The organism is Corallococcus sp. AB038B (assembly GCF_003668955.1).
Taxonomy (GTDB): Bacteria; Myxococcota; Myxococcia; order Myxococcales; family Myxococcaceae; genus Corallococcus; species Corallococcus exiguus.
In genome coordinates this window covers 1-22570 of the sequence record NZ_RAWO01000018.1, presented here as the reverse complement: position 1 = coordinate 22570, position 22570 = coordinate 1, and the positions used below count along the sequence as shown (strand labels likewise).

At 69.2% G+C, this 22570-nt stretch carries 24 protein-coding genes; 19 read left to right on the top strand and 5 right to left on the bottom strand.

Going from position 1 to position 22570, the window contains the following annotated elements:
• Positions 1-18: 18 nt before the first annotated feature.
• From D7Y04_RS39500 to D7Y04_RS39470, 7 genes are all read left to right on the top strand, one after another.
• Complete coding sequence (locus D7Y04_RS39500) at positions 19-585, top strand: OmpH family outer membrane protein (protein WP_014395493.1); 567 nt, start codon at positions 19-21, stop codon at positions 583-585.
• Positions 586-600: 15 nt separating this feature from the next.
• On the top strand, positions 601-1665 hold the full coding sequence (lpxD, locus tag D7Y04_RS39495; RefSeq protein ID WP_121762793.1) for a UDP-3-O-(3-hydroxymyristoyl)glucosamine N-acyltransferase: 1065 nt from the start codon (positions 601-603) through the stop codon (positions 1663-1665).
• Positions 1662-2132, top strand: coding sequence for a 3-hydroxyacyl-ACP dehydratase FabZ (gene fabZ, locus D7Y04_RS39490; protein WP_206797923.1), 471 nt, complete (start codon positions 1662-1664; stop codon positions 2130-2132). Before lpxD ends, fabZ begins: the two co-directional genes overlap by 4 nt.
• 34 nt (positions 2133-2166) lie before the next feature.
• Positions 2167-2943, top strand: coding sequence for an acyl-ACP--UDP-N-acetylglucosamine O-acyltransferase (lpxA, locus tag D7Y04_RS39485; protein ID WP_120576362.1), 777 nt, complete (start codon positions 2167-2169; stop codon positions 2941-2943).
• Between the two features lie 30 nt (positions 2944-2973).
• A complete protein-coding gene (locus D7Y04_RS39480) occupies positions 2974-3777 on the top strand; it encodes an LpxI family protein (protein WP_121762683.1) in 804 nt (267 codons plus the stop codon).
• Positions 3778-3851: 74 nt separating this feature from the next.
• Complete coding sequence (locus D7Y04_RS39475; protein WP_121762682.1) at positions 3852-4877, top strand: OmpA family protein; 1026 nt, start codon at positions 3852-3854, stop codon at positions 4875-4877.
• Positions 4878-4885: 8 nt separating this feature from the next.
• Entirely contained in the window at positions 4886-5356 is a 471-nt protein-coding gene (locus D7Y04_RS39470) for a hypothetical protein (protein WP_121762681.1), read from the top strand.
• On the opposite strand, the gene D7Y04_RS39465 is transcribed toward D7Y04_RS39470, so the two are convergent.
• The 3 genes from D7Y04_RS39465 to lpxB all read right to left on the bottom strand — a co-directional run bounded on the left by D7Y04_RS39465 (position 5349) and on the right by lpxB (position 7927).
• Entirely contained in the window at positions 5349-5984 is a 636-nt protein-coding gene (locus D7Y04_RS39465) for a MarC family protein (protein WP_370457313.1), read from the bottom strand. The two genes, D7Y04_RS39470 and D7Y04_RS39465, sit on opposite strands and share 8 nt — an antisense overlap.
• Before the next feature lie 6 nt (positions 5985-5990).
• Positions 5991-6695 (bottom strand): polyprenol monophosphomannose synthase, encoded by a 705-nt coding sequence (locus D7Y04_RS39460; RefSeq protein WP_120576367.1) that lies wholly within the window; start codon positions 6693-6695, stop codon positions 5991-5993.
• Positions 6696-6766: 71 nt separating this feature from the next.
• Positions 6767-7927, bottom strand: a complete 1161-nt coding sequence (gene lpxB, locus D7Y04_RS39455) for a lipid-A-disaccharide synthase (RefSeq protein WP_120595184.1) — start codon at positions 7925-7927, stop codon at positions 6767-6769.
• Positions 7928-7990: 63 nt separating this feature from the next.
• On the opposite strand from lpxB, the gene D7Y04_RS39450 reads away from it, so the two are divergent.
• Genes D7Y04_RS39450 through D7Y04_RS45305 form a run of 10 tightly spaced genes read left to right on the top strand, consistent with a single transcriptional unit; the run spans position 7991 to position 18940 of the window.
• Positions 7991-9877: a DUF4388 domain-containing protein gene (locus D7Y04_RS39450; protein ID WP_121762680.1), complete on the top strand. Its 1887-nt coding sequence runs from the start codon at positions 7991-7993 to the stop codon at positions 9875-9877.
• Positions 9878-9879: 2 nt separating this feature from the next.
• Complete coding sequence (locus D7Y04_RS39445; protein ID WP_121762679.1) at positions 9880-11664, top strand: ABC transporter ATP-binding protein; 1785 nt, start codon at positions 9880-9882, stop codon at positions 11662-11664.
• Complete coding sequence (locus tag D7Y04_RS39440; protein WP_121762678.1) at positions 11661-12836, top strand: PHP domain-containing protein; 1176 nt, start codon at positions 11661-11663, stop codon at positions 12834-12836. The genes D7Y04_RS39445 and D7Y04_RS39440 overlap by 4 nt, the downstream gene beginning before the upstream one ends.
• Before the next feature lie 20 nt (positions 12837-12856).
• Positions 12857-14125, top strand: coding sequence for a 3-deoxy-D-manno-octulosonic acid transferase (locus tag D7Y04_RS39435; RefSeq protein WP_121762677.1), 1269 nt, complete (start codon positions 12857-12859; stop codon positions 14123-14125).
• Positions 14122-15123 carry a glycosyltransferase family 4 protein gene (locus tag D7Y04_RS39430; protein WP_120595189.1) on the top strand — a complete coding sequence of 334 codons (1002 nt, stop codon included), beginning with the start codon at positions 14122-14124 and terminating at the stop codon, positions 15121-15123. The genes D7Y04_RS39435 and D7Y04_RS39430 overlap by 4 nt, the downstream gene beginning before the upstream one ends.
• Positions 15123-16154, top strand: coding sequence for a glycosyltransferase (locus D7Y04_RS39425; protein ID WP_121762676.1), 1032 nt, complete (start codon positions 15123-15125; stop codon positions 16152-16154). The genes D7Y04_RS39430 and D7Y04_RS39425 overlap by 1 nt, the downstream gene beginning before the upstream one ends.
• The gene (gene lpxK / locus D7Y04_RS39420; protein ID WP_121762675.1) at positions 16151-17230 is read left to right on the top strand and encodes a tetraacyldisaccharide 4'-kinase; all 1080 of its coding nucleotides are present in this window, start codon (positions 16151-16153) and stop codon (positions 17228-17230) included. Before D7Y04_RS39425 ends, lpxK begins: the two co-directional genes overlap by 4 nt.
• A 31-nt stretch (positions 17231-17261) precedes the next feature.
• Entirely contained in the window at positions 17262-18275 is a 1014-nt protein-coding gene (locus D7Y04_RS39415) for a bifunctional heptose 7-phosphate kinase/heptose 1-phosphate adenyltransferase (protein ID WP_121762674.1), read from the top strand.
• Positions 18272-18760: an adenylyltransferase/cytidyltransferase family protein gene (locus tag D7Y04_RS39410; RefSeq protein WP_121762673.1), complete on the top strand. Its 489-nt coding sequence runs from the start codon at positions 18272-18274 to the stop codon at positions 18758-18760. Before D7Y04_RS39415 ends, D7Y04_RS39410 begins: the two co-directional genes overlap by 4 nt.
• A 3-nt stretch (positions 18761-18763) precedes the next feature.
• A complete protein-coding gene (locus D7Y04_RS45305; protein WP_199749810.1) occupies positions 18764-18940 on the top strand; it encodes a Trm112 family protein in 177 nt (58 codons plus the stop codon).
• Here the strand turns inward: D7Y04_RS45305 and D7Y04_RS39405 are convergent.
• Positions 18930-20039 carry a glycosyltransferase family 9 protein gene (locus D7Y04_RS39405; protein WP_121762672.1) on the bottom strand — a complete coding sequence of 370 codons (1110 nt, stop codon included), beginning with the start codon at positions 20037-20039 and terminating at the stop codon, positions 18930-18932. The two genes, D7Y04_RS45305 and D7Y04_RS39405, sit on opposite strands and share 11 nt — an antisense overlap.
• Before the next feature lie 82 nt (positions 20040-20121).
• On the opposite strand from D7Y04_RS39405, the gene D7Y04_RS39400 reads away from it, so the two are divergent.
• Both D7Y04_RS39400 and gmk read left to right on the top strand, forming a co-directional pair.
• Positions 20122-21000, top strand: coding sequence for a YicC/YloC family endoribonuclease (locus D7Y04_RS39400; protein ID WP_120595195.1), 879 nt, complete (start codon positions 20122-20124; stop codon positions 20998-21000).
• Entirely contained in the window at positions 20997-21620 is a 624-nt protein-coding gene (gene gmk / locus D7Y04_RS39395) for a guanylate kinase (protein ID WP_120595196.1), read from the top strand. The genes D7Y04_RS39400 and gmk overlap by 4 nt, the downstream gene beginning before the upstream one ends.
• A gap of 631 nt (positions 21621-22251) precedes the next feature.
• On the opposite strand, the gene D7Y04_RS46075 is transcribed toward gmk, so the two are convergent.
• Positions 22252-22570, bottom strand: a 319-nt coding sequence (locus D7Y04_RS46075) for a hypothetical protein (protein WP_233601798.1), incomplete at its 5' end; no start/stop codon positions are given.

Sequence of the window (22570 nt, the reverse complement as noted above, 5' to 3'; positions counted from 1 at the left end):
TCCGAGGAGCCGTAACCCATGTCGCTTCGAAGCACCCTGGCGGCCGCCGCCGCTGTCCTGTCGCTCGCCCTCCCGGTTGCCGCTTCGGCCGCCGAGCTCAAGGTTGCCTACGTCGACCTGCAGCGCGTGCTGCTGGAGGTGGATGACGGCAAGGCCGCCAAGGCCCGTCTCCAGAAGTGGCTGGAGGACCGTCAGAAGGAGATCGACAAGGAGCAGGAGACGCTCCGCAAGGAGAAGGACACCCTGGACAAGCAGGCCAGCGCCATGAGCGAGGCCACGCGCACCCAGAAGGCCACCGAGCTCCAGAAGAAGGTGATGGAGCTGGCGCAGAAGTACGAGCGCAGCCGCGCCGAGGCCGCCAACAAGGAGCGCCAGGAGATGGAGCCCATCGTCAACCGCATCGACCAGGTCATCGCTTCCATCGCGGAGCGGGACGGCCTGGGCATGGTGCTGGACAAGCGCGACTCCGGCATCGTCTTCGCGCTGTCCCAGTACGACATCTCCAACGAGGTCGTGCGCAGCTACAACAACAGCGCCTCCAAGAAGCCCGCGCCGGCGGCCAAGGACGCCCCGGTCAAGAAGTAGGCGTTGGACACCCCCGTGCCATCCGCATCCAACGCGCACCGGCTGGGGGACATCGCCACCCACGTCCGGGGTGAGCTCCTCGGCGACCCCGGACTGCTCATCCATGGCCTGAACGGCCTGGAGGAGGCAGTCCCGGGGGAGGTGTCGTTCTACGGCAACCCCCGCTACCGCAAGCAGTTCGAGGCCACCCGCGCCTCGGCGGTGCTGGTGGGGATGGATGCCACCGCTCGCGACGGCGTGGCCCTGGTGCGGGTGCCGAACCCGCACCTGGCCTACGCGAAGCTCCTCGCCCTGTTCCACCCGGCCACGCGGCCCGCCGCGGGCATCCACCCGGCGGCCCACGTGCACCCGGAGGCCACGGTGCACCCGGAGGCCACGGTGAAGGCCGGGGCGGTGGTGGAGAAGGGTGCCCACGTCGGCGCCCGCACGGTGCTGCACTCCGGGGCCTACGTGGGTGAAGGCGCGCGCGTCGGCGACGACTGCGTGCTCTACCCGCACGCCACGGTGCGCGAGAACTGCGTGGTGGGCTCGCGCGTCATCCTCCACGCCTCGTCGGTGGTGGGCGCGGACGGCTTCGGCTTCGCGTTCGACGCGGAGGGCGAGGACGGCCCCCGCCACTTCAAGATTCCCCAGGTGGGCATCGTCCGCATCGAGGACGACGTGGAAGTCGGGGCCTGCACCTGCATCGACCGTGCGACGGTGGGTGAAACGGTGGTGGGCCAGGGGACGAAGCTCGACAACCTGGTTCAGATCGCCCACAACGTGCGCGTGGGCCCGCTGTCGCTCATCTGCGCGCAGGCGGGCGTTTCGGGTTCGGCGGAGGTGGGCACCGGCGTGGTGCTCGCGGGGCAGGTGGGCGTGGTGGGCCACATCCGCGTGGGAGACCTGGCCAAGGTGGGCGCGCAGTCGGGCGTCGCCCATGACGTTCCGGACGGGCAGGTCGTCAGTGGCAGTCCCGCCATCCCCCACAAGGAATGGCTGCGAGCCAGCGCCGCGTCGGGGCAGCTGGCGGACCTGCTCAAGGAAGTGCGCGCCCTTCGCAAGAGGGTGGAGCTGTTGGAGAAGGAGAAGGGCGGATGATGGACATTGGCGAGATCCAGGCGCTGCTGCCGCACCGCTACCCGTTCCTCCTGGTGGACCGGGTGGTGGAAATCGTGCCGGGCCAGAAGCTCACGGCCTACAAGAACGTCACCATCAACGAGCCCTTCTTCAACGGCCACTTCCCGGGGCACCCGGTGATGCCGGGCGTGCTGATCCTCGAGGCGCTCGCCCAGGCCACGGCCATCCTTGCGTATAAGACGGAAGCCATGGACCCGACGCGGCTCGTCACGTACTTGATGGGCGTGGACAACGCGCGCTTCCGCAAGCCGGTGGTGCCCGGGGACCGGCTCCAGTTGGACATTGAAGTCATCCGCCACAAGGGCGCCATCTGGAAGACGAAGGGTGTGGCGTCGGTGGATGGCGCCAGGGTGGCGGAAGGGGAGTTCCTCGCCACCGTGGTGGACAAGAACAAGGCCGCCAAGGGCGACGAGAGCGCGGCGCCGTAGGGCGCGTCATTCGCGCTGCTGAGGAGAGAAGGACATGGCGCAGGTTCATCCCACCGCGGTCGTCCATCCGGGAGCCCGGCTCCACGACACCGTGGAGGTGGGGCCGTTCTCTGTCATCGGGCCCCATGTCGTCATTGGCGCGGGCACCCGCATCGGGCCGCACGTCGTCATCGAGGGCCGCACCACGTTGGGGGAGCGCAACCACCTCTTCCAGTTCTGTTCCGTGGGCGCGGCGCCACAGGATCTGAAGTACGCGGGCGAGGACACGGAGCTCGTCATTGGCGACGAGAATCAAATCCGTGAGTTCGTCACGGTGAACCTGGGCACGGTGGCCGGTGGTGGCGCCACGCGCCTGGGCCACCGCAACCTGCTGCTCGCCAACAGCCACATCGCGCACGACTGCGTCGTGGGCAATGAAGTCCTCCTCGCCAACGGGGCCGCGCTCGCGGGCCACGTGGTGGTGGAGGACGCGGTGAAGATTTCGGGCTTGGTCGCGGTGCACCAGTTCACCCGGCTGGGGCGCTACGCGTTCATCTCCGGCGGCTCCATGGTCACCATGGACGTGCCTCCGTACTGCACCGTGCAGGGCGACCGGGCCACGCTGGTGGGCCTCAACACCGTGGGCCTGGAGCGCGGCGGCTTCACCGAGGAGCAGATTGGCCGTGTGAAGGAGGCCTACCGCATCCTCTTCCGCTCCAAGCTGGGGCTCCAGGACGCGCTCGCGCAGCTTCGCGGGGAGCTCTCCAGCCACCCGGAAGTGGAGCATCTGGTGCGGTTCGTGGAGACGAGCAAGCGCGGCGTCACGCGCTAGGCCTCTTCACGAGGGAACGGAGGGGAGTGGGTGGAGCGCATCGGGCTCATCGCCGGTAACGGCCAGCTTCCCTTCCTCTTCGCGCGGGCCGCCCGTGCGCGCGGCCTGGAGGTAGTGGTGGCCGCGCACCGGGGAGAGACGGACCCGGCGCTGGAGCAGGAGGTCGGCCACTTCGCCTGGGTGCGTGTGGGGCAGGTGGGTCGCATCCAGAAGGTCTTCCGCCAGGCGGGTGTCACCCGGGCGGCCATGGCGGGCGGCATCGGCCGCGTGCGCGCGCTCACGGAGGCCCGTCTGGACCTGGGCGCGGTGCGCATCATCTCCCGCCTGCGCAGCTTCCGGGACGACGCGCTCCTGCGCGCGGTGGCCGCGGACTTCGAATCCCAGGGCATCACCATCATCGCGCCCACGGACTTCCTGGGTGAGGTGCTGTGCCCCGAAGGGCACCTGGCGGGCCCCGTGCTCAAGCCCGCGCAGGAGAAGGACGTGGCCCTGGGCCGCGAGGTGGCGGTGCTCCTGGGGCAGGCGGACGTGGGCCAGACGGTGGTGGTGCGTGACGGCCACGTGCTCGCGCTGGAGGCCGTGGAGGGCACCGACGAGACCATCCGCCGGGGCGCGAAGCTGGGCGGCCCGGGTTCGGTCGTGGTGAAGCGCTGCAAGCCGGAGCAGGACCTGCGCTTTGATTTGCCCGCCGTGGGGCCCCGGACGCTGGAGGTCATGGCGGAGGTGGGCGCCCGGGTGCTGGCGCTGGAGGTAGGGCGCACGGTGCTGTTGGACGCACCTGCCCTCTTCGCGGGGGCCACCGCGCGAGGCATCACCCTGGTGGGCGTGCGGTAGGCTTCCGCGGGAATCCGTTCCCCCGGGCTGGAGTTGCCTCCCCACCTCCCCCGCGACGCCGAGGTTGACGCCGCATGTCCGTTCGACTCCTACCTCTCGTGGCCCTGCTGGGCCTGCCACTCACCGCCTCCGCGGAGGCCATCCGGGTATCGCTGGAGAGCAAGGCGGCGCTGGGTGAAGGCGTGCCCACGCTGGTCATCCACATCGAAGAGCCCATCGACGGCTTCGAGGTGAAGCTCAAGCGCAGCGACGGCAAGGCGGTGGAACTCAAGGGGGGCGGCAAGCCGGGCATCTCCCGCCGCCTCGCCTTGGAGCAGCCGGAAGGGAAGTTTCACTACGAGGGCGAGCTCACCGTGCGGTTCCCGGGCGGGGCGGAGCCGGGCTCCATGCCTCTCTCGTTCGACACGGAGCTCAACGGGCCGCTGAAGCTGGAGGTTCGCCCGGAGGACGTGGACGTACCCGGGCGCAAGCTGCGCTTCACGCTGTCGCGCCCGGCCGCGAAGACGGAAGTGACGGTGAAGATGGACACCGGCAAGACGGCCTTCGCGGGCGACGTGGACTTCAAGGGCGCGCCCGCGGGCACGCCCCTGGAGGTGAAGTGGCTGCCGGCGGAGGGCAAGGTGATGCACATCCGCCTGAGGGCCTACGACACCTCCGACTTCTACACGGGCGTGGACCTCTACCCGTGGCAGGTGGACATCCCGCATGAGGAGGTGACCTTCGCCTCCGGCCGCTCGGACGTTCCCCCGGCGGAGAAGGGCAATCTGGACGCCAGCTACAAGAGCATCACGGAGGCGTTGAATAAGTATGGCCGCTGGGCGTCGCTGCGCCTGTACGTGCTCGGGCACACCGACACGGTGGGCAGCACGAACGACAACCGCGAGCTTTCGCTCAAGCGGGCGAAGAGCATCGCGACGTACTTCCGCCAACGTGGCCTGAAGGTACCAGTGTTCTACGAGGGCTTTGGTGAGCAGTCCCCGGCGGTGCCTACGCCGGACGAGACGGCGGAGGCGGGCAACCGCCGCGCCGAATACATCATCGCGGTGGAGGACCCGTCGCTGACGAACGCGCCCTTCACCCCTCGCTGGCGCAAGCCTTGAGGTGTCACATGGTGGAACTTGCTCGCATCCGTTGGGTGCTCGCCGTGGCGGGCCTGGGCTTCCTGGGGACGGTGGGCTGTGCGCACTCCGTCCCCCTTGAGCAGCGCGTGCAGGCCGAGGCCGAGAAGTGCACGCTCCTCCAGGCGCTGATGCGCCAGCCCGCGCCCGCGAAGGCCATCCAGAAGTTCGTCGCCGAGGGCAAGGAGGAGAGGGCCCCCGTGGTCGTCTACGTGCGCCACCCGGAGGAGGCCACGCTGGAGCGCTTCTTCACCGGCGACACCCAGTGCGCGAACGAATCGTTCAAGGTGGTGCAGGAGAACGTGGTGGACGCCGTGGTGGTGTACCTGCAGGAGGTCCAGGGCGGCTACGCGTACGACGCGCAGCGCTCCAGCCCGGACCGCCTCACCATGGACGGCCGTCCCCAGGGCACCGTGCGCAAGGACGGCACCGTGTGGGTGGCGGGCGCGGACGCTATTTGAGCAGGTCCTTCGCCCCGTCCGCGATGAACTGCACCGCGATGGCGGCCAGGATGAGGCCTGACACGCGCTCCAGGATGGCGACGCCGGACTGACGCAGCACCCGCTGCACCAGGCTGGACGCGTTGAGGATGAAGTAGGTCACGGTGAAGGTCAGCACCACCGCCGCGACCACCGGCAGCGCGGAGACGAAGGACGTCCCGGAGCGCGCCATCAGCACCATGGCGGTGGCGATGGCGCCCGGCCCCGCGAGCAGCGGAATGGCCAGCGGGACGATGGCCACGTCCTCCTTCACCACGCCTTCTTCCTCTTCCGTGGGGCTGGTGCGCGTGGAGGACGGACGGGCGCGCAGCATGTCCAGGGACGTGATGAGGAGCAGGATGCCGCCCGCCACGCGGAAGGCGCCCAGCGACACGGCGAACACCTGGAAGATGACGCGGCCGAAGACGGCGAAGAACAGCATCATCCCGCACGCCACCAGACAGGCGCGCAGGGCGGTGCTGCGAATCTGCTGCTTGGTGTCCCCCGCCGTCATCGCCAGGAACAGCGGCACGACGCCAATCGGGTCCACCACGAAGAAGATGGCGGACATCGACACGAGGAAGGTGGACACCATCGCGGACATCGACATGGCGCTCTAGACCGTGAAGCGCAGCTTCCAGACCATGCCCAGCGCTTCGACGAAGATCTTCTTGTTCATTTTCGAGTGCCCCACACGCCGGTCCTCGAACACGATGGGGACCTCGCGCACGGTGAAGCCCTTTCGCAGGGTGCGGTAGGTCAGCTCAATTTGGAACGCGTACCCGGTGCTGCGCACCTCATCCAGGTTGATGCTCTCCAGCACGCGGCGGTTGAAGCACTTGAAGCCGCCGGTGAGGTCGCGCACGTCCACGCCCAGGATGCTGCGCGCGTAGAGCGAACCGCCGCGGCTGATGATCTTCCGTCCCACGCCCCAGTTCACCGTGCCGCCGCCATCCACGTAGCGCGAGCCCAGCACCAGGTCCGCGCCGCCTTCCGCGGCGTCCATGAAGGTGGGCAGGTAGCGCGGGTCGTGGCTGAAGTCCGCGTCCATCTCCAGGATGTACGTGTAGCCCTCGGCCAGGGCCCACCGGAAGGCGGCCAGGTACGCACGGCCCAGGCCCTCCTTTTTCTCGCGGTGGAGCACGCGCACGCGCGGGTCCTTCGCGGCCAGCTCATCCGCGAGCTGTCCCGTCCCGTCGGGCGAGTTGTCGTCGACGACGAGGATGTCCACACGGGGGTCCGCCGCCAGCACCGCCTGGGTGATGGGGCCGATGTTGTCCCGCTCGTTGTAGGTGGGGATGCAGACCAGCGCACGGTTCATGACCCGGCGGACATACCCCAAACCCGGCGCTGGAACAGCACTCCCGACGCCAACCCGGTCGGTTCTCCGGCTCAGGCGACAGGGGGCGGGGGCAACAGCTCCAGCACCGTCTGGGCCGCGCGGTGGGCGGCCCCCACCTCACCCAGGCGTCCGCGCACCTCGGCCAGGCCCTGGACCATGGCGTCGCGGGGCTCACCCGGCAGCCACACGCGCCGCACCTCGGAGGCGATGTTCTCCGGAGTCATCTCCCCCTGGAGCAGCTCCGGCACCACGCGCCGGCCCGCCAGCAGGTTGATGAGCGACACGAAGGCCACTTTCAGCATCATCCGGCCCACCCAGTACGTCACCAGCGACACGCGGTACACGACGACGAGCGGCCGTTCCATCAGCCCCGCCTCCAGCACCGCCGTGCCGGAGGCCACCACCGCGGCGTCGCTCGCGCCCACCACCTCTGGGGCACGCCCGTCCACCAGCACCGGCGTCACGCCGCTGCCCTCGAAGCGGGAGAGGATTTCCTCCTTGGCGATGGTGGGCGCCACCGGCACCACCACCTGGAGCCCCGGCCGCTCGGAGGCCAGCTGCTTCGCGGCCCCGACGAGGGTGGGCAGGATGCGGCGGATCTCACTCATCCGGCTGCCGGGCAGCAGCGCCAGCGTGGGAGCGTCCTGAGACAGGCCCAGGCGCTGCCGGAACTCGAGGGCGCTGGCGGCCTTGGGCATCTGCTCCAGCACGGGACTCCCCACGTAGCGTGCGGGCACCCCGGCCTCCCGGTAGAAGTCCTCCTCGAAGGGCAGGATGCAGAGCATCCGGTCCACCAGCCGCTGGATGGTGCGCACGCGGCCCCGGCGCCAGGCCCAGATCATCGGGGACACGTAGTAGGCCACGGGGATGCCCAGGGCCTTGAGCTTCTTGGCCAGGCGCAGGTTGAAGTCCGGGATGTCCACCAGGATGGCGCAGACGGGACGGCGCTCCTCGGCGGCCTGGGCCAGGTCCTTCATGATCCGCAGGATGCGGGGGATGCGGGGGAGCACCTCGGTGATGCCCATGACGGACACTTCGCGGGCGTCGTGGATGAGTTCCACCCCCCGGGCGGCCAGCCGGGCGCCTCCCATGCCGAAGAAGGTGAGGTCGGGGCGCAGGGCCTGGAGTGCGGCGACGAGCTCCGAGGCGTGGGTATCGCCGGAGGCCTCGCCGGCCACGACGAGGATGCGGGGGGAGGATGGCTGCGTCATGGGAGGCAAGACCCTCATCGTAGCTGATGCGCGGAGGGAGGGAGGTTGTAGACTGCGGCCCCCTTGAAGACGCTTCTGCTCGCTGAGAGCCACCCCCCGACCCTGGAGCACCTGACGGGCTTGCTCTCGCAGGCCGGGTACACCGTTCGGGCGGTGAATGACGCCGTGATGGCGTTGGAGCACTTCTCGGCGGACAACCCGGACGTGGTGGTGCTGGGCGTGGACCTTCCGCGAGTGGAGGGACAGCACGTCGTGCACCTCATCCGAGGGCACAGCCAGGGCGGGCGCGTGCCCATCGTGGCCATCGACAAGGGGCACCTGGGCCGCGCGAAGGGCGTGAGCTCGGTGCTGGACCTGAAGGTCAACGCGTACATCCCGGATCCGCTCAAGCCGGGCGAGTTGGTGCCCCGCCTGGAGGCGCTGGTGAAGGCCGCGCAGGCCATCACGCTCACGGGCCTGTCCGCCACGCTGTCGAGGCCCGCGGTGGCGGCGGGGGACCTGAAGGCCTTCCCGCTGCCGGCGCTCCTGCACTCGCTCTACCGGTTGCGCCGTGACGGCGTGCTGGTGGTGGCCCTCAAGGGTCTGTCGCGCCGGGTGTTCTTCCTGCGAGGCGGGCCGGTGAACTTCGACTCCTCCGCGAAGGAGGACGCGCTGCCACGCTTCCTGCGCGAGCGGCGGGTCCTCACGGAGGCGCAGGAGCAGCCGGTGGTGGAGTCGCTCGCCTCCGGACTGCGCATCGGAGCGGCGCTGGCGGACGTGGGCGTGGAGGCGGTGGGCGAGGACCTGCTGGCGCTCCTGCGCGACTTCACGAGGGACCGGCTCGGGCGCGTGCTGGCCATGCGCGAGGGCCGGTACGCGTTCTACGCGGGCGACGAGTTCTCCTCCGAAGTGGCCTCCGTGGATCAACCTGCCCTGGCCCCGCTGCTGGAGGCCGCGCGCAGGCGGATGCCCCTAAGGGTGGTGGCGAACGCGCTCAAGGCGCACCTGAACGAGTACCCGGTGCGCTCGGCGGACTTCGGCCGGGACCTCCAGTCGATGGCGCTGGACACGGAGGACATCAAGCTGGCCATGCAGGTGAATGGCCGCATCGTGCTCAAGGACCTGCTAGCGCACGGGCGCGCGGAGCTGCGAGCGGCGTACACGCTGCTGTGGTTCCTCAAGCTGACGGGCGGGGTGACGTTCTCCGCGACGCCGGTGGCCACGGGGTCGGACGTGTTGAGCGCGGCGGCGGTGCCGGACGTCATCGCGCCGCGCAAGCGCAAGAGCCTGCCCGCGGAGACGGCGGCGGCGCTGCGTGAGGAAGCGGTGCGCATCATCACGCGCAGCTACTTCGGCGGGCTGGGGCTGGACCTTGCGGCGGACAAGGAGGCGGTGGAGCGCGCGTATCACGAGACGGCGATGCGCTTTCATCCGGACACCTACGCGGAGTTCGACATCTCCGACCTGCGCGACCTGTTGGAGCAGGTGCAGGAGAAGCTGTCCGCGGCGTACCGGGTACTGAGCGTGGATGAGAAGCGCCGCGCCTATCTCCAGTACTTCTTCAGCCGGCAGGAAGTGGTGGGCCGGGCGACCGCCATCAACGTGGACGCGGAGCTGTCACTGCGCCGGGGCGAGTCCGCGATGAAGCGGGGCGACTACAAGGCGGCCATCCAGGGCTTCGAGGAAGCGGTGTCGCTCAACGGCGGCGAGCCCGAGTACTACTCGTACCTCGCCTGGGCGAAGTACCGGGGGGCGCCCGGGCCGCTGATGCAGCGGGCGCTCGCGGCGCGCAAGGTGCTCAAGCAGGCGCTGACGTTGGATCCGTACCTGGAGCGGGCGCAGATCATCGCGGCCATCATCGAAATCGACCTGGACGACGTGCCGCTCGCGCGCAAGAAGTTGATGAAGGTGCTGGAGCTGAACCCGTATTCGGTGCTCGCGAGGGCGGCGTTGCAGAAGGTGGTGAAGTAGTCATGCATCACGCGCTCTGGCGGTTGCTCCGGTACGCGAAACCGCACGCGGGAATCCTCGTCCTGGCCTTCGCATGCATGGCGGTGTTGGGGCTCGCGACGGGCGCGTACGCGTACCTGCTGGGCCCGGCGCTGCGCTTCCTGTTGTCAGGAGGCGAGGAGGGCTTCGCGAGCGCGCACCGGGTGCCCTGGCTGTCGAACCTGCCGCGCGAGGCTGCGCTCTGGGGCTTCCCGGTGTTGGTGCTGTGCGTGGGAGCGGTGAAGGGTGTGGGGTACCTGGGCCAGTTCTACTTCATGGGCCTGTTCGCGCAGCGAGTGGTGAAGGACCTGCGGCGCGACCTGTTCCTGAGGCTCACGGCGCTGTCGCCGTCGCAGCTGTCGAAGGAGCGGACGGGAGATCTGCTCAGCCGCTTCTCCTCGGACGTGATGGCGGTGGAGCTGGCCGCCATGTACACGGTGGGTTCGTACCTGCGAGACACCATTCAGGTGCTGGTGCTCGCGGGAGTGGCACTGGCGATGAGCCCGATGCTCGGAGGGTTGATGCTGGCGGTGATTCCGCTGGCGGCGCTGCCCGCATCGAGGCTGACGCGCAAGGTGCTGAAGGGAACGCGAGAAGGGCAGGCTCACCTGGGCCAGCTCGCGGGCCAGCTGCACGAAGGGCTGGGAGGGCTGCGCACCATCCAGGCCTTCAACGGGCAGGAGGCGGAGCTGGCGCGCTTCGAGTCCTACGCGAAGGCCCACGAGGAAGCGGTGGTGGGTGCGGCCTGGGCGCGAGGAGGTGTGCCGGGGTTGATGGAGGTGCTCGCCGCGGCGGCGCTCGCGGGAGCGCTGGGGTACGCGGCGGCGACGCGAGCGATGGAGCCGGAAGCGCTCCTGTCGCTGCTCACGGCGGTCATCCTCGTGTACCAGCCGGTGAAGGACCTGGGCCGGGTGACGCAGTTCGCGGTGCAGGCGGGAGCGGCGGGAGAGCGCCTCTTCGCGCTGCTCGACTTGAAGCACCCTGTGGAGGACGCAGTCGGCGCGGGGCCAGCGCCAGCGCTGCGTGAGTCGCTGCGCATGGAAGACGTGCGCTTCTTCTACGGCGAGCGCCGAGCGTTGGACGGGCTGACCCTGGACCTGAAGGTGGGGCAGGTGGCGGCGCTGGTAGGAGGCAGTGGAGGAGGCAAGAGCACGGTGACGTCGCTGCTGCTGCGCTTCGAGCGTCCCCAACAGGGACGCATCCTCCTGGATGGAGTGGACGCGGACACGTACACGGCGGCGAGCGTCCGGAGTCAGTTCGCGCTGGTGACGCAGGAACCGCTGCTCTTCCACGGCACCGTGCTGGAGAACCTGAGGCACGCGAGGCCCGAGGCAACGAAAGAGGAAGTGGAGGCCGCGGCGAAGGTGGCGAACGCGGACGCCTTCATCCAGGGCCTGCCCCAGGGCTACGACACGCGCATCGGCGAGCGAGGCGTCATCCTGAGCGGAGGCCAGCGCCAGCGCCTGTGCATCGCGAGGGCGGTCCTGTCCAAGGCCCCGGTGATGGTGCTCGACGAAGCGACCAGCAGCCTGGATCCGGAGAACGAGCGCGAGGTGCAGGCCGCACTGGCGAAGGTGCTCCCCGGCAGGACGGCGCTGGTCATCGCGCACCGGCTGTCCACGGTGACGAGCGCGGACGTCATCCACGTGGTGGAGGCGGGCCGCATCGTGGAGAGCGGAAGCCACGCGGACCTGCTCCAGAAGGAAGGCCGCTACGCCGCCATGTGGCGCCTGCAGACGTCAGGCCCCGTCGAGCGGGGAGCGGCGTGAGCAAGGCGGGCACGGCCAGGCGGCCCCTCGCCCTGGCGATCCGCGCAGTGTTCGGTGTGTTGTTCCTGCTTCTGGGGGTCGCGGGCTTCTTCGCCTTCGCGGCGGGCTTCGCGGACTACCCCGTCGTCGAACCCGCACCGGAAGCAAAGCCGTGGATCCGCGGCGCATACCACGTGCACACCACGCGCTCGGACGGGAACGGGACGCCCGCGAAGGTCGCCCGGGAGGCGAAGGCCGCGGGCCTCGACTTCGTGGTGCTCACCGACCACAACGACTTCAAGCCGCCCGCCGCGACCTGGGTGGACGGCGTACTGCTCATCCCCGGGGTGGAGATTTCGACCAGCGCGGGCCATCTGGCGGCGTTCGGCATGCAGAGGCCCATCGAAGGCGTGAAGCCCTGGGGCCCACCGGAAGAGGCAGTGGCCGCGGTGGAAGCCGCCGGAGGCACGGCGGTCCTCGCGCATCCGGTCCAGACGAAGAACCCCTGGAAGGACGAAGCGACGGCGCACCAGGTCCCAGGCTTCGAGCTGTACTCAGCGGACACCTTCTTCCGGCAGGCGCTGCGAAGCCCGGTGAGCCGGCTCCTGCCCGCGGTAGGCGCCTCCCTGGTGAACCCGGTGCACGGCGTGATGCTGCTAGCGGTCCCAGAGCCACGCCCGACAGAGCGCTTCCTGGAGCTGGCGCGAGAGCGAAAGCGCATCGCCCTGTGCGGCAACGACGCGCACGGAGTGCCCGCGTACGAGGACATCTTCAACGCGCTCGACATGGAACTCCCGCCGGGCCTGCTGCCGGGCCCCCTGTCCCAGAACGCGCGCGAAGCCGCGGCCCAGGTCACGCAGGCGCTGGCGAGCGGCCACGCCCTTTGCGTCTTCCGAGCGCTCGGAGCGCCAGAGGGCTTCGCCCTGAAAGGCTTCGACGCGAACACGAGGGAAGCCCCCGTGGGCACGGTGCTGACGGTCCGCCTCCCGGAACACACCCCGGGCACGGTGGAGGTCCGGGTGTGGGGCGACGGTCGCCTGCAACCCGACGGGCAGCACATCGAGCTGACCGGTCCCGGAGCAGTCCAGGTGGAGGTCTGGGCCCACGCGCCCGGACGCTTCTTCGGCCACGAGTGGCGGCCCTGGCTGGTCCCCAGCCCGGTGCGAGTGGTGCCGAGACCGCCGGGCATCTGATAGAGCGCGGGACGTCGCCCATGCGCCTGCTCTACGTCGTCGCCACCTACGTCCTCTTCGCGCTGCTGTTCCCGGTGCTCTGCGTGTACCGGAAGACGCGTCACGGGCTGAAGCAGCGGCTGGGCTTCTATGGACCGGGCGACCTGCCAAAGGGAGAAGGCCCGCTGCTGTGGTTGCACGGAGCCAGCGCGGGGGACCTGCTGGCCCTGGCGCCCATGTTCGGCCCCCTGCGCCAGCGCTTCCCAGGCTGCCGCATCGTGCTCTCGACGATGACGGACAGCGGCCACGCGATGGCAAGGGACCGTCTGGCGAAGCAGATCGACGGAGTCGTGTACGTGCCCTACGACCTCTGGGGCGCGACGCGAAGGGCGGTGCGAGCCCTCCAACCTGACCTCCTCGTCCTCGAGTACACGGAGGTCTGGCCCAACCTCATCCGAGCCGCGAAGCAGTCCGGAGCCAGCGTGGTGATGACCAACGGGCGCTTCTCCCCCGCGAACGTGGGGAAGTACCGGACGCTCTTCGGCCTCATCGACAACCCGCTGAAGGACATGGACCTGCTGCTGATGAGGCAGGACGAGGAATCCGAAAGAGCAAAGGCCCTGGGCGCACCGGCCGAACGGGTCCTCACCACCGGAAACACCAAGTTCGACGCCCTCGCGGCGGGCCCAGCCCCCGAGGATGAAGCCCTGCGAACCGCCCTCGGTCTGTTTCCAGCGGATCCGGTGTGGCTCGCGGGAAGCACGCACGAGGGCGAGGAAGAAATCCTGTTGCAGGTGTATCAGCGTCTACGGGAACGCTGGCCCACGCTGAGCCTGGTCATCGCTCCGCGCTACCTGAACCGGGCGGAGCGGATCCAGACCCTCGCCAGGGAGCGGAATCTGACCGTGGGCCTGCGCTCGCAGGGCAACCCGGAGCGAGCGCCGGTGGTGGTGATGGACTCGATGGGCGAGCTGTCCCGAGCCTATCGCCTGTCGACGGTGGTGTTCGTGGGCGGCTCGTTCACGAAGCGAGGCGGCCAGAACATCCTGGAGCCAGCGGGGCAGGGCAGGCCGGTGTTGTTCGGCCCGCACATGGACAACTTCCGAGACAGCGTCACGGTGCTGCAAGGCAACGGAGGCATTCAAGTGGCGGATGGAGAAGCCCTGCACGCCGCGCTGGAGGACCTCCTCGCCCATCCCGAGCGCAGGCAGCAACTGGGAGCCCAAGCCGAAGCCACGGTGCGCCGCATCTCCGGAGCCAGTGAGCGCAACGCGGAAGCCATGGCCGCGCTAAGGAGGGCTCCTCGATGACGCTCATCGTCCATCCACACTTTCACAAGCGCTACACGGGAGTGACGCGGCACGTGGAGTCCGTGGTGCCCGCGCTGGCCCAGGGCGACGAGACACGGGTCATCGGCTCCGGCCTGACGGAGACCCTGCCACGCATTACCTGGGGAGAGTTGATCCGCCGCTCGCACCAGGAGCCCATCGTCTGGCACGCGCACCGGAACAATGAACTGCTGGCGGGGATGCTCTTGAAGGCGTTGGGAGGAAGGGTCCAACTCGTCTTCACCAGGCACACGTCGGTAGCCCCCACGAGCTTCACCCGCTGGCTCGCGAGGGGCGCGGACGCGCTGGTGTCGCTCACGAAGCAGATCTCCGACGTCATCGCGCTCCCATCCACGGTGATTTCGCACGGCATCGACCTCAAGCGCTTCCACCCACCAGAAGACCGTGACGCGGCCTGGGCCCGGCTCCAGCAGGGAGGCCGCTACGGAATCGGCGTCATCGGCCGCATCCGCAAGGAGAAGGGGCAGGGCGACTTCATCGAAGCGCTGAGGCCCCTGTTGCCGCAGCGGCCGGACTGGCAGGCCGTGCTGGTGGGGCTCGCGAAGGGGCCGGACCTGGCGTGGGTGAACGGGCTGCGCCAGGGCATCGAGGACCGGGTGCTGCTCGCGGGAGAGCAGTCCACCATCGAGCCCTGGTACCAGGGCCTGAGCATCCTGGTGCATCCCTCCTACGCGGAGGGCTATTCGCTGGTGCACGTGGAGGCGATGGCTTCCGGGTGCTGCGTGGTGGCCTCGAAGCTGCCGTACCTGGACACGCTCATCGAGCACGGCCGCACGGGCTTCTTCTTCGAGCCCGGAGACGTGAAGGGTCTGCGCGACCTGTTGGACGAACTGACCCGCGAACCGGAGCGGGCCCGTCAGGTCGGCCGCAACGCGCAAGAGGAAGCGCGCAGCCGCTGCGGTGTCGAGCACGAAGCCCGGGCGCTCCGAGACCTCTACCACTCGCTGGTGAAGCGCTGATGCGCATCCTGCACCTGCTCGCGAGTCCCTTCTGGAGCGGCCCGGCGGAGAACGTCGCGCTGCTGGCCCAGGCGCAGCGGGCCCTGGGCCACGAGGTCACGGTGGCGGTGGACCGCAAGCGCCGGGACATCGCCGCCGAGGAACCCGCCGTGCCCCGCTTCCAGCAACTGGGCCTCATGGACGAGGGAGGCCTGACGTTGTCCGTGAAGTCTCCCCCGTGGGAAATCTGGAGCGACCTGCGAGCCCTCCGCCGCAGGACGGTGGACGTGGTCCACGCCCACTTCACCCATGATCATCTCGTGGCGCGCTGGGGAACGCCGAAGGGCGCGGTGCGGATCCGCTCCATCCACGCGCCCCGTTCGTTGCGTGCATCGCTGCCCGAAGCGGGCGCGTACACGGTACCCGCGAGCCACCTGATGGAGAAGCTCGAAAGCAGGCATCGCCCCGTCCAGGTCCTGCCCGCGTTGGTGGACCCGATGTTCGAGCCACCCCAGGATCGCAAGGCCCTCCGCCGGAGCCTGGGCCTCGAAGACACGCATCTGGTGGGGATGATCTCCACGTTCCAGAAGAGCCGCCGTCATGAACTGGGAGTCGAAGCCTTCGCCGCGTTCCGCCAGCAACGTCCCGAGTCCCGCCTCGTACTGGTGGGCGACGGGGCCCTGCTCGAAGCGACGCGGACACAGGTGACGGAGCGAGGCCTCACCGAACAGGTGACGTTCGCGGGCTACCAGCAGGGAGCGGACTTCGCGAAGTGGCTGCAGGCCCTGGATGAAGTCTGGATCCTCGGTCTGGGAAACGATTGGAGCGCGAGGGCCGCGGCCCAGGCCAGGGCCTGCGGCGTCCGAGTGGTCGCGGTGAACGAGGGCGCGCTCCCGGAGCTGTCGGACGCGAAGGTGGAAGCGCCCACGGTGGAAGCCGTCGTCACCGCCGCGCTGTCCGGAGCAACGGCGGGGACCCGGCACCCGACGAACGAACACATCGCCCGGGACATCCTCGCCCTCTACCAGAAGGCCGCGGAGCGACAGCGATGACGGGCGGACCCACGGCCCTGGAGCGGATCTTCTATCCGCCGACACCGGAGCCCTGGACCCGTCGTGCCCTCCTGTCACCGCTCACGCTGTTGTCCTGGTCCTACAGCGGAGCGGTCCGCCTTCGAGGTGCCCTCTACGACTCGGGACTGAAGCGAGCCGAACAAGTCGAAGGCTTGCGGGTCATCTCCATCGGCAACCTCAACGTCGGAGGCACGGGCAAGACCCCTGCGGTCCTCCATCTCGCGGAGCTGCTGATCAGCGAAGGACGCAAGGTCGGCATCCTCACCCGAGGCTACGGACGCGAGTCCCAAGAGCCACTCACCTTCACGGGAGCAGAGCCCCTGCCCGCGGTGACGGAAGCCGGAGACGAACCCCTGTTGCTCGCGCGCAGGTGCAAAGGGGCCCGGCTCTTCGTGGGAGCGGACCGCGTCGCGGCGGCATTCCGGGCCCGGGACGACTTCGGCCTCGACACGGTCCTGCTGGACGACGGCTTCCAGCACCGCCGCCTGCACCGTGACGAAGACCTGGTGGTCGTGGACGAAGCGGTGGGGCTGGGCAACGGCCAACTGCTCCCAAGAGGCCCACTGCGCGAGCCCCCATCGGCCCTGCGCCGCGCCACGCTCCTCTGGCTGAGAGCCGCTTCCGGAGACGCCGCCCCCAACCCATGGCTCGAAGGAGTGACTGCTCCCAGGGTTCGGACGCGCTATGGACCCACGGCGTGGTGGGACCCTTCGGGGACCGAGCACGCGACGAACGCGCTCGAAGGAAAACCGGTCCTCGCCCTGGCGGGGCTGGCCCGGCCCGGAGGCTTCCTGAAGACCGTGACGACACTCGGAGCGGAGGTCCGGGACGCTGCCCTCTTCCCGGATCACCATCGCTTCACGGCGGACGAGCTTCGCCAGGTCGAAGCCCGGGCCCGCCAGCACGGAGCACTCGTGGTGACGACGGAGAAGGACGCGGTGCGCCTGCCCGCCGGCTTCGAGGCCTGGGTGGTGCGCCTGGGAGTGGAGGTCCTGGAGGGCGAAGCGCATCTGAAGCGGGCGCTCGGGCTGCAGGGAAAGACGCGCGACTTGTGAGGGCTGGACCGCTGTGGGACAACGCGCGGCCATGCCAGCGGCCCCGTCTTCACGTCCGGCAGCGTCGTCCTCGCGCCTGCCACTCGCCTTCGCGCGCCGTCGGGTGTTGCTGGTGGGAGACCTGGTCGCCGACCACTATCTCTACGGCCAGACGGACCGGGTGAGCCGCGAGGCCCCGGTGCTCATCGTCCGGTACGAGTCGTCGGAGGTGAATCTCGGCGGCGGGGCCAACGTGGCGGCCAACATCCGAGCGCTGTCGGGGCAGGTGACGGCGGTGGGCGCCCTGGGCGTGGACTCAATGGGCAGCGAACTGCGCAAGCTCTTCGAAGCCGCGGACATCCGGCTGCACGCGGTCAGCAGCCGGAGCATCCAGACGGAGACGAAGACGCGCATCCTCGCGGGAGGCATCAGCACCACGAGACAGCAGATGCTCCGCGTCGACCGGGGCCAGCGGGGCCCCCTCCCGCCCCGGATGCGCAAGGCCATCGCCAGGCAGGTGGAGGCCGCCGCGAAGGACGCGGACGCGGTGGTGGTCTCGGACTACGGAGCGGGCGTCGTCAGCGACGAAGTCCGGGCCGTGTTGCGAAAGCTCGCTGCGGACGGCCTCCCGGTCTGCGTGGACAGCCGCTACGCGCTCATGGCCTTCGCGGGCCTCACGGTGTGCAAGCCCAACGAGCCGGAGCTGGAAGCGCTCACGGGCCGTCCGGTGCGCACGAAGGAGGATCTTCTGGAGGCCGGTCACGAGGCGGTCCGCAAGCTGGGCTGCAAGGCCCTGCTGGTGACGCGAGGCCGGCATGGCATGGCCGTCTTCGACGCGAAGGGCGGCGTGGACCTCATCCCCGTGCACGGAGCGAAGTCAGCGGTGGACGTGACGGGAGCGGGCGACACGGTCATCGCGAGCTTCGCATTGGCACTCGCGGCCGGAGCCTCGTTCGGTGAAGCCGCGAGGCTCGCGAACGTCGCGGGCTCGCTGGTGGTGCAGAAGCCCGGCACGGCGACGGTCTCCCGCGAAGAACTCCTCGAAGCGCTGCGGAGCCCACGATGAACACCCTGGACAAGCTTCGCCCCCTCTCAGCCATCGCGGAGGAGCGGGAGCGCTGGCGCGAGCAGGGCCGCACGGTGGCCCTGGCCAACGGCGTCTTCGACCTGCTGCACGTCGGGCACGTCCGCTACCTGGAAGGGGCGAAGGCCCTGGCGGATGTGCTGGTGGTGGCGGTGAACTCGGACGCCTCCACCCGGGCCTACAAGGGGCCGGGCCGTCCGCACATCCCGGAAGCGGAGCGCGCGGAGCTGGTCGCGGCGCTGGCTTGCACGGACCGCGTTATCGTCTTCGACGAGCCGAACGTGCGGACCATCATCCGCGCCCTCAAGCCCGACGTGCACGTGAAGGGGACGGACTACACGCCGGACTCCATTCCGGAAGGTGACGAAGTCCGGGCCTACGGGGGCAGGACGGCAGTGGCGGGAGACCCGAAGGACCACAGCACCACGGAGCTGGCCCGCAGGCTCGGCCGCGAAGGCGCGAAGTAGCCCATGGACCTGGACCCGGTGCTGAGGTCCATCCTGGGATGTCCCCACTGCAAGGCCCCGCTCGAAGAGCACCAGGGCCCTCCGCCCGAAGTCTGCTGCGGCAGGTGCCTGCGAGCCTGGCCCGTGGAGGAAGGCGTCCCCCAACTGGTGCCCGAGCAGGAGCGACCGCTCACCCCGTGAGCGAGGTCCGCTCCGCGACGAACGACCGGACCTCCGCGGACACGCGCTGCTCCAACCCCACGCCAGAAGCCCCATCCACAATGGGCGTCAGGTCCACCATCCGGTGGGGCGCCACCGCATGGCCCCAGCGCTCCATGTCGATGCGCAGGAAGAACGCGAGCGTGGGAGCGCCCACAGCGACCGACAGGTGCATGGGCCCGGTGTTGTTGCAGACGGTGAGGCCCGCGGTCCGCATGAGCGCACCCAGTTCATCGATGCTCGTCGCCGGAGCCAGCTCCGCCCCCGGGGCTCCGGAGAGCACGGTCCGAGCCAGGGCCTCTTCTCCAGGCCCCCAGGTCACGACAGGCGAATAGCCGAGCGAAATCAGCTCCCGGGCCGCCGCCGCGAATGCCTCGGCCGGGATGCGGCGCTCGCCCAACCGTCCCCCCGGGTTGATGACCGCGCGCCGCGAACCCGTCCCGGAGAACGTCGCCAGATAGCCGCGGAATGCCTCGCCCAGCACCGGTTCCCGGAACGAAAGCCCCTCGGCGACAGCTCCCTTTGTCAGGGGCGTCAGCAGGTGGGTGCGCTGAATGGCCTCATGCCGCGTATCGGACCGGGCCGCCACGGACACCGACTGCAGCAGCGACACCGGCCAGATGCCCGGTCCAATGACGACTGCCTTGGGGCCCACCATCCGCGCGATGAGCGCGCTCGTCACGGATGGAGCGCTCCAGTTGGCGCAGTCCACCACGGTGTCATAGCCCGCGCGACGGAGTGCGCGGATGCCAGGCGCCAGGGGGCCCAGCCAAAGCAGTCGCCGGTCGAACGCCAGGACCGCGTCCGCGTCAGGGTGTCCCTGGAGGACGCGAGCCACCTTGGCGTGCACCAGCACGTGCACCTCTGGAGGCGGGTGGAGATGCGTCTTGAGGGTCCGCATGAGGGGCGTGGTGAGAAGGGCCTCGCCCACGCGGTTGTCGGGCCGGACGAGCAGGACCTTGCGCGGGTGGGGGAGGGGCGTCCCGGGAGAACGGTGACGTCCGGGGCGCCAGAACAGGAGGGAAGCCAGGAGCGTCAGTGCCAGCTTCGCCCACGTTTCAAGCCGCTTGTGCCACGCCATCGGCGGCGGACCCTACCAGAATTGGAACGGACACAAGACGCTGGCTTGACCTTGGGACCGAAAGCCCCTAGCACCCGGCCCAATGCTCAAGAGCATGACCGGATTTGGCTCGGGCCGCGCCCGCGTGGGGGACGAAGAGGTCTCCGTGGAAGCACGCTCGCTCAACCACAAGTTCTGTGAAGTGAAGGTCCGGCTGCCGCGCGAGCTGTCCGCGCTCGAGCCCGCCCTCGTGAAGCAGGTGAAGGACCGCCTCGCGCGCGGCTCGGTGGAGATTTTGGTGCGCCGGCAGGCCGCCACCGTCTCGGGAAACGTCCCCACGGTGGATGTCGCCCTGGCCCGCGAATACGCGCGCGCCTTCCGCGAAGTCGCCGAGGCCATGGGCCAGTCGGTGGAGATCGCCTGGTCGCAGGTGGCCAACCAGCCGGGCGTCATCCGTCTGGAAGAGAAGGGCGTGGACGTGGAGTCCGCCACCCAGGCCACGCAGACCGCGCTCCAGCAGGCGCTCGCGGCCCTGGAGACGATGCGGAACACCGAGGGCGAGTCCATCCACACGGACCTGGACGCCCGGATGAAGCTCATCGAGGGCTGGAGCCAGGAGGTCGCCCGGCTCGCGCCTCGCGCGGTCAGTGACTACCAGCAGCGGCTCACCGAGCGTGTCGCGGAGCTCGCGCGCGGCGTCGCGGTGGATCCGCAGCGCCTGGCGCAAGAAGTGGCCCTGTTCGCCGAGCGCACGGACATCGCGGAAGAGGTGACCCGGCTCGCGACCCATCTCGAGCAGTTCCGGCTCCTGATGGCGAGCCCCGAGCCGGTGGGCCGGCGCATGGACTTCCTCGTGCAGGAGATGCACCGCGAGGTGAACACGACAGGCTCCAAGAGCCAGCACGCGGAAATCTCCGCGCGCGTGGTCTCGATGAAGGCCGAGGTCGAGCGCATCCGCGAACAGGTGCAGAACGTCGAATGAACGAACCCACTGGACTCCAGCCTGGCCTGCTCCTCGTCCTTTCCGCACCGTCCGGAGCGGGAAAGACCACCCTCGCGCACCGCCTGCTGAAGGAGATGCCGGACGGCATCTTCTCCACCAGCGTCACCACCCGGCGTCCCCGGGGCAAGGAGCAGGAGGGCGTGGACTACCACTTCGTGGGAGTCGCCGCCTTCCAGGAGAAGATCGAGAAGGGTGAGTTCGTGGAGTGGGCCGAGGTCCACGGCCACTTCTACGGCAGCCCGCAGTCCGTGGTGGACGAAGCCCGCACGCGCCGTGGCACCGCCATCTTCGACATCGACGTCCAGGGCGGGCAGGCCATCAAGCGCAAGCACCCCGACGCGGTCCTCATCTTCGTGCTGCCCCCCTCCATGGAGGAACTGGAGCGGCGGCTGCGAGACCGTCAGACGGATGCGGACGAGACCATCCGTCGCCGGATGCTGGCTGCCCGCTCGGAGATGGAGCGGGGAATCGCGTCCTACGACTACATCGTGGTGAACGACGACTTCGAGCGCGCTTATCAGGAGCTGCGCTCGGTGGTGGTCGCGGAGAAGTGCCGGCGGGGGAGGGTGGACCTCTCCAAGCTCAGGTTCGGGAGCTGAAATCCGCCGGGGGAATGGGTGGAACCGCCCCACGGGTTCCCCCTCCACCACGTCGCACCGCGCCGGCAGCCTGCATCAAATTTCTTGCGCTGGCCGATCGCCTGATGGATAAGCCGCCCACCTCGCGGCGACACGCAGGCGTCACTCCGGTGGCACCTGAGCGACGCAGAAACGGGGAGAGGCGCAGTCGGCCTCATCGGTGACGGGAAGTTGACATTCTCCGAATCGATTCTTAGATGGTGCCGCAGCAGGGCAGCCGAACGCGGGCGTTGAAGGTGTTGGAGCGGGTTGCCGCCTCATGGGAGGCGGAGCGGGTCGGGAAGCAGCAGCAGTCGAGCGGTTGACACAGGATGCGGCGGTGGTAGAAGCCGCGCCCCTCACCTCGAAGCCCGCGCACTGGCGCGGAAGGCACTTCGAGGAGAGAGCAGCACCGACAAGGAAATAGGGCAGTCAACGAGCGAGTTGACAGCGAACGCGGCGAAGAGATAGAAGCCGCGCCCCACCGAAGCAGCAGCAGTCCGGAAAGCAACACGACGGACGCAAAGCGGTGAGGAAAGCTGACAGCAAGCGGTTGACAGGGAAGACGGCGCTGAAGTAGAAGCCGCTCCCCTTCGAAAAGAAACGGCGGAAGTCACTGGACGGCGCCGACGAACTTCGAAGCAGCCCGCAGGACGCAAAAAGCGAAGTTGACGCTGAATGCGAACTGAAATAGAAGCTGCAACCCCGCCGGTTGAAGCGAAACCGGCAACGAAGTAGACGGTAGCAAAAGTCGCGAAGCAAGACAAGCGGCTCGGTCTTTGAAAACCAAATAGCAAGCCCAAGCAGTAATGGATTGCGGAAACCCGCAGTCAATTTTTTGAGGGCGCTTCACCTCAAGAGCAGCGCTGAAAAGCGCAGCGAGAGGGAAGTGCCGACGAATCAGCGAGCCGAGACTCCTTAGCCGGGTCTCG